This is a genomic window from uncultured Caulobacter sp. (assembly GCF_937900395.1).
In the GTDB taxonomy this organism is placed as follows: Bacteria; Pseudomonadota; Alphaproteobacteria; order Caulobacterales; family Caulobacteraceae; genus Caulobacter.
Genome location: NZ_CALCDX010000074.1, coordinates 1 through 11,417, shown reverse-complemented (window position 1 = coordinate 11,417; position 11,417 = coordinate 1). Strand labels below are relative to the sequence as shown.

General features: G+C 68.5%; 11 protein-coding genes and 1 tRNA gene. 5 read left to right on the top strand and 7 right to left on the bottom strand.

What is annotated here, in order from left to right:
• Positions 1-1,652, bottom strand: a 1,652-nt coding sequence (locus Q0379_RS06605; RefSeq protein WP_299005987.1) for a PAS domain-containing methyl-accepting chemotaxis protein, incomplete at its 3' end; no start/stop codon positions are given.
• Between the two features lie 520 nt (positions 1,653-2,172).
• On the opposite strand from Q0379_RS06605, the gene Q0379_RS06600 reads away from it, so the two are divergent.
• Positions 2,173-2,607 (top strand): helix-turn-helix domain-containing protein, encoded by a 435-nt coding sequence (locus Q0379_RS06600; protein WP_099538199.1) that lies wholly within the window; start codon positions 2,173-2,175, stop codon positions 2,605-2,607.
• Between the two features lie 80 nt (positions 2,608-2,687).
• Here the strand turns inward: Q0379_RS06600 and Q0379_RS06595 are convergent, their stop codons facing one another.
• Entirely contained in the window at positions 2,688-3,035 is a 348-nt protein-coding gene (locus tag Q0379_RS06595) for a PilZ domain-containing protein (RefSeq protein ID WP_299005982.1), read from the bottom strand.
• 70 nt (positions 3,036-3,105) lie between these two features.
• A complete protein-coding gene (locus Q0379_RS06590; protein WP_299005981.1) occupies positions 3,106-4,311 on the bottom strand; it encodes a methionine gamma-lyase in 1,206 nt (401 codons plus the stop codon).
• 107 nt (positions 4,312-4,418) lie between these two features.
• Between Q0379_RS06590 and Q0379_RS06585 the strand changes: the two genes are divergently transcribed.
• From Q0379_RS06585 to Q0379_RS06570, 4 genes are all read left to right on the top strand, one after another.
• On the top strand, positions 4,419-4,877 hold the full coding sequence (locus Q0379_RS06585) for an Lrp/AsnC family transcriptional regulator (RefSeq protein WP_299005979.1): 459 nt from the start codon (positions 4,419-4,421) through the stop codon (positions 4,875-4,877).
• Positions 4,878-4,948: 71 nt separating this feature from the next.
• Positions 4,949-6,352: an HWE histidine kinase domain-containing protein gene (locus tag Q0379_RS06580; protein ID WP_299005975.1), complete on the top strand. Its 1,404-nt coding sequence runs from the start codon at positions 4,949-4,951 to the stop codon at positions 6,350-6,352.
• A 180-nt stretch (positions 6,353-6,532) separates the two neighbouring features.
• Positions 6,533-7,921 carry a glycoside hydrolase family 47 protein gene (locus Q0379_RS06575; protein ID WP_299005972.1) on the top strand — a complete coding sequence of 463 codons (1,389 nt, stop codon included), beginning with the start codon at positions 6,533-6,535 and terminating at the stop codon, positions 7,919-7,921.
• A 151-nt stretch (positions 7,922-8,072) separates the two neighbouring features.
• Positions 8,073-9,041, top strand: a complete 969-nt coding sequence (locus Q0379_RS06570) for a glycerophosphodiester phosphodiesterase family protein (protein WP_299005969.1) — start codon at positions 8,073-8,075, stop codon at positions 9,039-9,041.
• Here the strand turns inward: Q0379_RS06570 and Q0379_RS06565 are convergent.
• The 4 genes from Q0379_RS06565 to Q0379_RS06550 all read right to left on the bottom strand — a co-directional run.
• Complete coding sequence (locus Q0379_RS06565) at positions 9,007-9,468, bottom strand: hypothetical protein (protein ID WP_299005966.1); 462 nt, start codon at positions 9,466-9,468, stop codon at positions 9,007-9,009. The two genes, Q0379_RS06570 and Q0379_RS06565, sit on opposite strands and share 35 nt — an antisense overlap.
• Positions 9,469-9,536: 68 nt before the next feature.
• Positions 9,537-9,613: transfer RNA gene (locus Q0379_RS06560), tRNA-Met, on the bottom strand.
• A gap of 62 nt (positions 9,614-9,675) precedes the next feature.
• Complete coding sequence (locus Q0379_RS06555) at positions 9,676-10,716, bottom strand: glycosyltransferase (protein WP_299005963.1); 1,041 nt, start codon at positions 10,714-10,716, stop codon at positions 9,676-9,678.
• Between the two features lie 57 nt (positions 10,717-10,773).
• A partial coding sequence (locus Q0379_RS06550) for an FAD-dependent oxidoreductase (protein ID WP_299005960.1) occupies positions 10,774-11,417 on the bottom strand: 644 nt, incomplete at its 5' end.

The following is an 11,417-nucleotide window of genomic DNA, read 5'->3' as shown; positions in this document are numbered from 1 at the left end:
GCCGAGATATTGAAGCGGGTGATCAGCCGCTCCAGCTCGGCGGCTTCCGTGCGCAGGTTCGCCGCCGCCGCGGTCGCTTCTTCGACCATCGCCGCGTTCTGCTGGGTGACCTGATCCATCTGATTGACCGCGACGTTGACCTCGCCGAGCCCCGTGGCCTGCTCGCGCGATGACTGCGCGATCTCGCTGATCAGGGCGTCGATCTCGCTGACCTTGCCCGAGATCGAGGTCAGGGCGCGCCCGGTCTCGCCGACAAGCTTCACGCCGCGATCGACCTGAGCGGAGCTGTTGGCGATCAGGACCTTGATCTCCTTGGCCGCGTCCGCCGACCGTTGGGCCAGGGCGCGAACTTCCTGAGCGACGACCGCGAACCCTCGCCCCGCCTCCCCGGCTCGGGCGGCTTCGACGCCAGCGTTCAGCGCCAGCAAATTGGTCTGGAACGCGATTTCGTCGATGACGCCGATGATCTGATTGATCTGGGACGAGCTCTCCTCGATCCCGTCCATCGCCATAACCGCTTCGCTCACGATCTCTCCGGATTTCGCCGCGTCGACACGCGCGCCCGAGGCCGCCTCCGAAGCGCGCTTGGCGCCCTCGGCGCTGCGTCCCACCGTGGCCGTGATCTCGTCCAGCGCCGCGGCGGTTTCCTCGAGGCTGGCCGCCTGTTGTTCGGTCCGGCGAGACAGGTCGTCCGACGCGGTGGAGATTTCATTGGCGCCGGCGTTGACGTTTTGCGTGGTCATGGCGACCGCGCCGATGGTCTCGTCCAGCGCCTGCACGGCGCTGTTGAAGTCGTCTCGCACGCGAGCGAACTGCGCGTCGATCGCGGCGGGCATGCGATAGCTCAGGTCGTTCGCGGCCAGACGCTCCAAGGCGAGAGCGATCTGATCGACCGCATTGACGCGCCCCGTCACTTCGGTGGCGAACTTGACGACCTTCGCCACGCGCCCCTTGGCGTCGAACACCGGGTTGTAGGAGGCCTGGATCCAGACCGCCTTGCCACCCTTGCCGATCCGCTTGAATTCCTCGGCCACGAACTCGCCGGCGTTCAGCTTGCGCCAGAACTCCGCATAGGCCGGAGACTGCGCATAGGTCGGATCGACAAACATGCTGTGATGCTTGCCCTTGATCTCCGAGAGGCTGTAACCGACCACGCTGAGAAAATTCTCGTTGGCGTTCAGGATGACGCCCTCGGTCGTGAACTCGATCGTGGCTTGCACCCGCTCCACAGCGGCGAGCTTCGCCGCCCGCTCGGCCTCGGCTTCTTTCTGCGCGGTGATGTCGGTGGCGACCTTCAGAACCTTGGTCACTTGGCCCGCCGCGTTCTTCACAGGATTGTAGGAAGCCTGGATCCAGACCTCCCGGCCGCCCTTGCCCACGCGCAGATATTCGCGCGCGTCGAACTCTCCCCGGGCGAGCTGAGACCAGAAGTCCCGGTAAGCTTGGCTCGCGGCGTAGTCGGGCTCAACGAACAGGCTGTGGTGCTTGCCGATGATCTCGCGCGCCTCGTAGCCCAGGGCTTTGCAGAAGTTCGCGTTGGCCGCGAGGATCGTGCCCTTCGTGTCGAATTCGATCATCGCCAGAGACTTGTCCAGCGCGTCGAGCTTGCTCGCGGCGTCGCCGCCAAGGGGGGTGCGGAGCTTGAATTTCATGGATGGCCCATCGCTCTTCTTGAACTGCCCACCTTCCGGGCCTGAATAACGTCGTTATTTGTGGTGAAGATAAGGTAAATTATGGGATTGGCGCGACAATAGGCCCCCAAACAACCCCAGGTTACTAAGTAAACTTATAAGATCCAGGGGCGATTCAGCTTCATAACCGCCCTGATTTCTTTAAAGAGCTGATTGATTATCGCCCCACAGCTTCTGACCTTGGCGCCAATGAGCCTAGCCGCCTCACAGCCGCCCCTATAGCGACCTCGGCGCCAACCTCGCTGTCGGTCATGACCCCAGCCGGCCGGCCACCGCCTGCGGCGCTGATCCAGAATCCCGTCCCTCGCGGCGCAGAGGACGTGGACAGTCAAAGGCCGAACGCGGCCTCCACGCCATTTTGCGCCCCTCGCACGACAAGCTTCGCCATCGCGACCTAACGCCGCGCCCAGGCCACGCTCGCTTCCACCGACGTCACGGTCGTGTCATTTTGCCCGAACAACCGTTGGAGGCGGATTTACAGATGAGCGAAGATACCGAAGGCCGACGCCCCAACCCCGTCGACCTGCATGTGGGCGGCCGGGTGCGGATGCGCCGTAAGCTGATGGGCGTGAGCCAGGAACAGCTTGCGGACTCCTTGGGGCTGACCTTCCAGCAGGTCCAGAAATACGAGCGCGGCGCCAATCGCGTCAGCGCCAGCAAGCTGTACGACATCGCCAAGACCCTGCAGGTCCCGGTCTCGTTCTTCTTCGAAGGTCTGGCCGATCCGATGAGCGGCGCCGAGATCGACGCCACCACCCAGCACGCCGAAAAGGTGGTGCAGGAGTTCCTGACCACGCCGGAAGGCCTGGAACTGGCCGAGGTGTTCCCGCGCATCGGTCGCGGCCGCGTCCGCCGCCAGGTGCTCGACCTGGTCCGCGCCATGGCCGACGAAGCCCAGCGGACCGAAGTCGCCTAAGGGGGCGACAGCCAGTTCAAACGACATGACGAGACCTCGGCCCGCTCAACCGAGGTCTTTGTCATGTCTGGGGGCAGGATTCAGCCCGTCGGCGCTTCGGCGCGGAAGGCCTGCCAGATGCGCTTGGCGGTTCCAACGGCGGCGGGGGCCAGGCCGCGCAGGTCGTAGGTTCGCACGATCCGCATCCCCACCTCGCGCTCCTTCTGCCAAGCCACCATCACGTCGTGGGCCTGACCAGCGACCAGGTCGACCAGTTGGGCCTGGCTGGGCGGCGCGGCGCTGGCCAGCATCTGAACCTTGGCGCCCTGGGGCGAGAGATCGCGGATCACGCAGTCCCAGGCGAAGGCCCCGCACAGGACCTTGCCCGAGCGGTTCGTGGGCAGCCGCGCGCCGCTTCGCCGGTCGCTCTCAACAGCAGGTTTCGCCATGTCTTGGATAAGCGCACGACGCGGTTAATCGGCGGTGGAAAATGAAGGTTTCCGGAGTGCGACCGCGCCCTTAAGCGAGCGCCACGATGCGCTCGGGCTCCAGCGCCATCTCCAGATCCGCCAGAATGTCGGCCACGTCCTCCAGCCCGACCGACAGACGCACCAGCCCCTCACCGATGCCGGCCTCGGCGCGCTCCCGCGGCGTGTAGGTCGAGTGGGTCATGCTGGCCGGATGCTGGATCAGCGTTTCGGCGTCGCCCAGCGAAACGGCGCGACGGATCAGGGTCAGGCGGTTCATCATCGCCACGCCCGCCGCGTGGCCGCCCTTCAGCTCGAAGGCCATCATGCCGCCGCCGTGCGCCATCTGCCGCGCCGCCAGCATGTGCTGCGGAAAGCCGGCCAGGCCCGGATAGAACACGGCCGCGACCGCCGGATGCGTCTCCAGCCAGCGCGCGACGGCAAGGGCGCTCTCGCCATGGCGGGCCATGCGCAGCGACAGGGTCTTCAGGCCCCGCAGCACCAGGAAGGCGGTGAACGGCGACATCACCGCGCCGGTCATGTCCTTGACGCCCACCAGGCGCACGCGGCGCATGTCCTCGACGCCGCCGACGGCGATCCCGCCCACCAGGTCGCCGTGACCGCCCAGATACTTGGTGGCCGAGTGGACGACGATGTCGGCCCCCAGGCTCAGCGGGCGGGTGACCACCGGCGTGGCGTAGGTGTTGTCGACCACCACCTTGGCGCCGGCCGCCCGGGCGATCGCGCTGATCGCGGCGATATCGACGAGGCGCATGTTCGGATTGGCCGGGGTCTCGAAATAGACGATCCGCGTCTTGTCCGAGATCGCCGCCTCCAGCGCCCGCGGATCGGTCATGTCCACCTGGCGCACGGTGACGCCAAAGCGGGTCAGGCCGTCGCGCATGAAGGCGAAGGTGCACCCGTAAAGCGTCTGGTCGGTGATCACCTCGTCACCGGCCTGCAGGAAGCTCCACAGCACCGCCGTGATCGCCCCCATCCCCGAGGCCGTCGCCACCGCCGCCTCGCCGCCTTCCAGACTGGCCAGGCGCCGCTCCAGAAGGTCGGTGGTCGGGTTGGAGATGCGCGAATAGAAGTGCCCTTCCCGCGTCCCGGCGAACATCTCGCCGCCGGCCTCGGCGCTCTCGAAGGCGAAGGTCGAGGTCAGGTGGACCGGCGGGGTCAGCGCCCCGTGTTCCTCGGCGGGATCATAGCCCGCGTGGATGGCCCGGGTGGAAAAGCCGCCTTGATCGCCGCGCATGGGTCGCTCCCTTTTGCGGCCACTGTGAGCCTGGATGCGACGCCGCGGATTGCGAAGTCTGCCACGATGGGTTTCTGTTTTGGCAGATTCTGCTCAAGAGACCGCCCATGGACGCCAAGGATCGCCAGATCATCCGCGAACTTCAGAAGGATGGCCGCCTGACCAACCAGGAGCTGGCCGAGCGGGTGAATCTCTCGCCCTCGCCCTGCCTGCGCCGGGTGCGCAACCTCGAGGCCGAAGGCGTAATCAGGGGCTACACCGCCCTCGTCGACCAGAAGGCCTACGGCCTGCCGATCACCGTCTTCGTCCGGGTGCGGCTGGATCGCCACGGCCAGGACCTGATCCAGGGCTTCGAGGCGGCAGTCGCGCGGATCGACCAGATCCTGGACTGCTTCCTGCTGGCCGGCGGCGACGACTATCTGCTGCGGGTGATCGTCGACAGCCTGGAAGCCTATGAAGACTTCATGCGCCGCAAGCTGCACGCCATCCCGGGCATCGCCTCGATCGACACCAGCTTCGCCTATGGCGTCGTCAAGCAGACCCGCGTGTTTCCGGTAACGGGATGACGTGAACCGCGTTACGGATTACTCACGGTAAAGCCAGCCGAACGGGCTCCGACGCCGATACGATGACCGGGATGATCGAAGACGCTCCGCCTCTGTCCGCGTCGCCCAGCGTGACCACCGCGCTGAAGCACGCGCCGCTGGGCATCGCCATCTTCGACAGCCAGATGCGCTATCTGGCGGCCTCGCGGCAGTACCTGACCGATCAGCATCTGCCCGCCGACATGCCGCTGATCGGCCGGCGGCACTACGACGCCTTTCCCGAGATCCCCCAGAAGTGGCGCGACCTGCACGCCCGCGTCCTGGCCGAAGGCGTCGAGCTGCATCACGAGGGCGACCCCTATGTCGATCGCGACGGCCGCACCGAGTGGATCCGCTGGTCGATGGCGCCCTGGCGCACCGACGGCGGCGAGATCGGCGGCCTGGTGCTCTACACCGAGGTGGTCACCGCCAACATCCAGGCCCGCCTGAAGCTGGAAGCGGCCGAGGCCCGCTACCGCGCGGTCTTCGACCAGGCGGCGATGGGCGTCGCGCGCCTGACCCCGACCGGCGCGGTGCTGGAAGCCAACGACGCCTTCTGCGCCCTGCTGCGCCGCGACCGCGAGACCCTGCTGGGCGCGACCTTGCAGAACCTGATGCATCCGGACTCGCTGGACGCCACGATGGAAAGCGCGGCCAAGCTGCTGGCCGGAGAGGCCGAGACCTGCTCGGCCGAGCGTCGGGTGCTGATCCCGGGCGGCGACCTGTGGATCCACCTGACGGCCTCGATGGTCAAGGTCGACGGCCAGCCGGCCTATATCCTGGCGATCATCTCCGACATCAGCGCCCGCAAGCAGGCCGAGGACGCGCAAGGCCGCTACCAGGCCCAGCTGCGCCTGCTGATCAACGAGCTGAACCACCGGGTGAAGAACACCCTGGCCACGGTCCAGTCGATGGCTTCACAGACCCTGCGCAACGAACCCGACCCGATCGTCGCCTTCGAGAAGTTCGAGGCGCGCCTGCTGGGCCTGTCGCGCGTGCACGACATCCTGACCCGCGAGAGCTGGCACGGCGCCGAGCTGCGCGAGGTGGCCGAGCGCGCCCTGCAGCCGTTCGACGAGGCCGGCGCGCGGGTCAGCATCGAGGGCCCTTCGGTCTGGCTGCAGCCCGGCGGCGCCCTGACCATGGCCCTGACCTTCCACGAACTGGCGACCAACGCCCTGAAGTACGGCGCCCTGTCCAACGCTGCGGGCCGCGTGCGCCTGGGCTGGACCTACGATCCGGAAGCACGCGCGTTGGAGGTGGTCTGGAACGAGGACGGCGGGCCGCCGGTCTCGCCGCCGACCCGCAAGGGCTTCGGCTCGCGCCTGATCGAGCGCAGCCTGCGCGGCGAGCTGAAGGGCGAGGCGGTCATGGACTATCGCCCCGAAGGTCTCGTCTGCCGCCTGAACGCCCGCCTGCCCGAAGCCCATGAAGGCGGCGTGCTGGGCCAGGGCTGAGGGCGTCCGTCCTTTCGTCCACCGGAAATTGATCCCGCCTATGGCGGCCCCCGCCCGCCGGCGTCGTCATTCCCTCCAAGAGCAAACTGGCGTCCCCACCCGCCAGCCGCCTTGCCGGCCGGGATGTCGTGATCCCGGTCGGCCGCTTTTCCCCGCCCGCGCGGGTCGATAAGCTTTCGCATGACCCTTGCTCGACTCACGCGCCGCGCGACCCTGGCCTCGCTGGGCGCCACGCTCCTGTCCGCGCCGGCTCTGGCCGCCGCCGCCAAGGAGGACTGGAAGGCCCTGGCCGCCGACGTGCGGTCCGAGTTCCAGTGGGCCTGGCGCGGCTATGTCGCCAAGGCCTGGGGCAAGGACGAGATCAACCCGGTCAGCGGGACCTCGCGCTCGTTCTTCATCGAAGGCCACGACCTGGGCCTGTCCCTGGTCGAGGCGCTGGACACCCTGTGGATCATGGGACTGGACGAGGAGTTCCAGGCCGGCGTCGACTGGGTGAAGACCTCGCTCGACTTCGACGTCGACGGCGAGGCCCAGGTCTTCGAGACCAATATCCGCCTGGTCGGCGGCCTGATCTCGGCGCATCTGGCCTGCGGCGACCCGGTGCTGCTGGCCAAGGCCAAGGACCTGGCCGATCGGCTGATGAAGGCCTTCGAGGCCTCGCCGCACGGCCTGCCCTGGCGCTATGTGAACCTGAAGACCGGCGCGGTGCGCGATCCCGAGACCAACCTCGCCGAGATCGGCACCTACATCACCGAGTTCGGCGTGCTGGGCCAGCTGACCGGCGACAAGCGCTACTTCGACGCCGCCAAGCGCGCGATGAAGCACGCCCTGGATCGGCGCTCGAACATCGGGCTGATGGCCGCCAACATCGACGCCCGGACCGGCGCTTACATCAGCCGCTCGGCCAGCATCGACGTCTATGCCGACAGCTTCTACGAATACCTGTGGGACGCCTGGGAGCTGTTCGGCGACCAGGACTGCAAGCGCTGGGCGCGGGAGTGCGTGGACGCCCAACTGGCCCACCAGGCCAAGCGCTATGACGGCCGCCTGTGGTTCCCGATGGTCGACTATGAGACCGGCGCGGTGCTGAACACCGCCCAGAGCGAGCTGGCCGCCTACTATGCCGGCCTGCTGGGCCAAGTGGGCCACAAGGCCGAGGGCGATGACTACCTGGCCTCCTTCACCGAGATGCAGGCGACTTTCGGGGTGATCCCGGAGTCCATCGACGTCGCCACGCGCCAGCCGCGCCGCAAGCACACCGGCCTGCGCCCGGAGTATCCCGACGCCTGCCTGAACCTGTGGCTGCTCGACCGCGACGAGCGCTATCGCCAGCTGGCGGCGATCCACTATCGCGAGATGAAGGCCACCAGCCGCGCGGCCTTCGGCTATACGGCGCTCAAGGACATCACCACCCGCCCGATGACCCAGGGCGACAACTGCCCCGGCTACTGGTGGTCCGAGCAGATGAAATACTATTACCTGCTGTTTTCGGACACGCCGCGCATCGACTACGGCCAGCTCCAGCTGAGCACCGAGGCCAACGTGCTGCGGGGCTTTCGCAAGGCCTGAGCGGGCCGGGCTAACAGAGCCTCCTTGGACCACAAATCGCACGCCCCACATGAGGGGCGACGGCCTTGGCGCCGTCACATCCCTGAGCCCGGATCGCCGCACGCCTGTCGCGTGACTCGGTCATAGGCTTGAAGGCTGGGGAGCCTTGAGCGTGCGACTGCAATCCATCCCGATCGTCCTGGCGCTGTGCGTCGCCGCCCTGCCGGCTTGCGCCGCGGGTTTGCGCGACCGTCTCTACGATCCCGGCGACGGCGTCCTGGTGGTCGCGCACCGCGCCTGCCACCGCGCCGCGCCCGGCCATGGCTTTGACAACGCCGTTCCGGAAAACTCCCTGGCCGCGCTGGAACGCTGCGTGGCCCTGGGCGTCGATCTGGTCGAGATCGACGTCCGCCGCACCCGTGACGGCCAACTCATCGTCATGCATGACGCCAAGGTCGATCGAACCACCGACGGCAAGGGCCGCGTCGCCGACCTGACTCTCGCGCGGATCCAGGCGCTGCGCCTGAAGGACGGCCAGGGCGAAACGCCGCCGACGCTGGAAGCCTTTCTCGTCGCCGCGCGCGGCCGGATCCTTGTGAACATCGACCTCAAGGGTCCCTACGCCGCGGAGGCGGCCGCGATCTCCCGCCGCATCGAGGCGACGGAGTGGGTGCTGTTCAAGGCCAAGGCCCGTTTCGGCGCGCCGCCCCTGGCCGATCAGGCGCCCTACCAGGACCTGGCCTTCATGCCGATGGTCGCGGCCAAGGCCGCCAAGACGCCTCGAGACCTCGCGGGCATCATCGTTCGCCAGGCGTCCGGCGCCCGCCAGATCCCCGCCGTCGAAACCGTGGCGCTGAAGGGCCCGGGCTTCGCGGCGGTGCGCGACGCCGCCCGCGCGGCCCGCATCCGCGTCTGGACCAACACCCTGGCCGCCAAGGGCTGGCGGGGCGTGCTGGACCAGTCGGGCGATCGCCAGGCCCTGCGCAATCCCGACCGCGCCTGGGGCAGGCTGATCGCCCAGGGCGCCAGCATCGTCCAGACCAACCACCCCGCCGTGCTGCTCGACTATCTGGAGCGCCGCGGTCTGCGGGGCCACGCGCCGGTTTCTATCGCGGCTGCAGGTCTTCCACCGTCTTCCTGAGCTTGGCGCGGCGCGCGGTCCAGGATCGCTCCAGCGCCTTGGCCTCCTCGTCCAGAGCCCGACGCCGCTGCTCCAGGTCGGCCTTCGCGTCCCGCTGCTCGGCCTCCGCCGCGTTGAGGGCCGCCTCGGCCTCGGCGAGCGCCTTCTTGCGCTTGGCTTCGGCGCCATCGTCAGTCTTCTTCGGCTTGGGTTTGGGCAGCTTGTCGACCGCCGCCTTCAGTCCGCCCTCGGCCCGGCGGATCACAGCCCCGGGCGCGGCCAGGGCCGCCTTGGCGTCCGGCGCGTCCGGCGCTTCGGCGGCCACGCCCTCCTTGAAGAGATCGCGGTCGGTCTCCCACGCGGCCAGCGCCTTGGCGCGCGACGTCGCCGCCACGGTGTAGCGGTGAAACCCGTCCGACCACGTGAAGACCTTGGGGGCGCGCGCCATGACGCGACAACGAGCGACGCGCGGCGGCGTTCCAAGTCTATGAATTTCGGGGAAAAATCAGTCCGTCCTGGTGGCGGGGGGCGGGATCGAACCGCCGACCTGTGGGTTATGAATCCACCGCTCTAACCATCTGAGCTACCCAGCCATAGCCAGGACGGACGGGGGTCATACGCCCAAGCGCGCTTCGCATCAAGCCTTACAGCCCGTCTACGAAAGCATTCCGTCCAGCACCGCTTCCAAGCGTCGCGCCAGTTGCTCGGGACCGTACGCCTCCAGCACCAGCGTGCGAGCCGCCTGGCCCATCCGCCGCGCGCCGTCGCGGTCGCCGATCAGCTCGCCCAGCGCCTCGGCCAGGCGGTCGGCGTCGTCTTCCGGGACGAGGCGGCCGTTGACGCCTTCCTGGATCATCTCGATCGGTCCCTCGATCTCGGAGGCCACCACGGGCAAGCCGACGGCCATCGCCTCCAGCAGGGTCAGCGGGAAGCCCTCCTGGTGCGAGGGGAAGGCGAACAGGTCGCCGGTCGCCAGGAAGCCGGCCACGTCCTGGCGCCAGCCGACCAGCTTCACGCAGGGATCGAGGTCGAGCTCGCGGATCAGACCCTCCAGCGCGCCGCGCTCGCCGCCCTCGCCGGCGATCTCGCAGACCACCTCCAGATCCCAGGCGCGCAGCTTGCCGACCGCGCGGATCAGGACGTCGAAGCCCTTCTTCGGATGCAGCCGCCCGGCCGCGACGATGCGGATCGGCCCGTCGACTTGCTTGAAAGGCTCGGCCCGGGCGGTTGGCGGCTTCACGGCGTTGGGGATGACGTAGACATGGTCCGCCGGCGCGCCGCGCTCGATCGCCAGTCGCGCCAGATGCTGGCCGACGCACAGGTAGTGGACGCCCGGCCGGATATCGAAGGCCGGCTTGTGCACGCAGACAGCCTGCACCGCGTTCGGCGGCGCGACCTTGGCGAAGACCCGGGCGGGACGCTGACCGTGGCTGAGGATCAGGTCCGGCCGCGTGGCGCGGACCACCGCCTTGGCGGCGCCGACGGTCAGCGGGTCCCAGTCGGTCAGGGCGGGCATGGTGGCCAACGGGGTTTGGCCGGCCTGGGCGGCCGCGATCTTACCGCCTCGGCGCACGACGCCCACGCAGCGCCCGCCATGGCGCTGCGCCCACGCCTCCAGGATCGGTTGATAGTCGAGGAAGACCTGCTCCAGACCGCCCAGCCCCTTGCCCAGCATGGCGTGCAGGATGTTGCTCAAGACGGGCTCCGGGAGCGGCTTTACGGGCCGGGACCATCGTGGCGCCCGGCGACGGTGTCAACGCGGGAGCGGGACGGTTGCTCCCAACCGCGCCGCGACCTCCTCGCCGATCGCCAGGGAGCTGGTCAGGCCGGGGCTTTCGATGCCGAAAAGGGCCATCAGCCCCTCGGCCCCGTGATCCTCGACGCCGCGCAGCTGGAAGTCGGGCTGCGGCTCGTCCGGCCCGTGCAGCTTCGGCCGCACGCCGGCGTAGTCGGGCGTCAGGGCGCCGTCGGGCAGGCCCGGCCAGAACTTGCGGATATAGGCGGCGAAGGCCTCGGCCCGCGCCGGATCGACCGAATAGTCGGGCGCCGGAACATAGTCGAGGTCGGGCCCGAACACCGCCTGGCCGCCCAGGTCGTTGCGGTAGTGGGTGCCCAGCGCTCCGTGGATCGGCGGCGGATAGATCAGCCGCTGGAACGGCGCCTTGCCGGTCAGCCGGAAGTAGACGCCCTTGCCGTAGTGGGCCTTGGGGATGCGATCGGCGGGATAGCCTTCGATCCTGGCGGCGACGTCCTGCGAAGACAGCCCTGACGCGGTGACCAGCAGCCGGCAGGTCAGGCTGGTTGGATCCGCCCCGCCAGCCCGCACCTTGAAGCCGCCGCCCTTGAAGGGTTCGGCGCCCTCGAACGGCGTCGAAAGCACCACCGCCCCGCCGGCGG

Coding starts and splice junctions, on each gene's coding strand:
- Q0379_RS06600 (WP_099538199.1), top strand. CDS start 2,173: ATGAGCGAAGATACCGAAGGCCGACGCCCCAACCCCGTCGACCTGCAT.
- Q0379_RS06595 (WP_299005982.1), bottom strand. CDS start 3,035: ATGGCGAAACCTGCTGTTGAGAGCGACCGGCGAAGCGGCGCGCGGCTG.
- Q0379_RS06590 (WP_299005981.1), bottom strand. CDS start 4,311: ATGCGCGGCGATCAAGGCGGCTTTTCCACCCGGGCCATCCACGCGGGC.
- Q0379_RS06585 (WP_299005979.1), top strand. CDS start 4,419: ATGGACGCCAAGGATCGCCAGATCATCCGCGAACTTCAGAAGGATGGC.
- Q0379_RS06580 (WP_299005975.1), top strand. CDS start 4,949: ATGATCGAAGACGCTCCGCCTCTGTCCGCGTCGCCCAGCGTGACCACC.
- Q0379_RS06575 (WP_299005972.1), top strand. CDS start 6,533: ATGACCCTTGCTCGACTCACGCGCCGCGCGACCCTGGCCTCGCTGGGC.
- Q0379_RS06565 (WP_299005966.1), bottom strand. CDS start 9,468: ATGGCGCGCGCCCCCAAGGTCTTCACGTGGTCGGACGGGTTTCACCGC.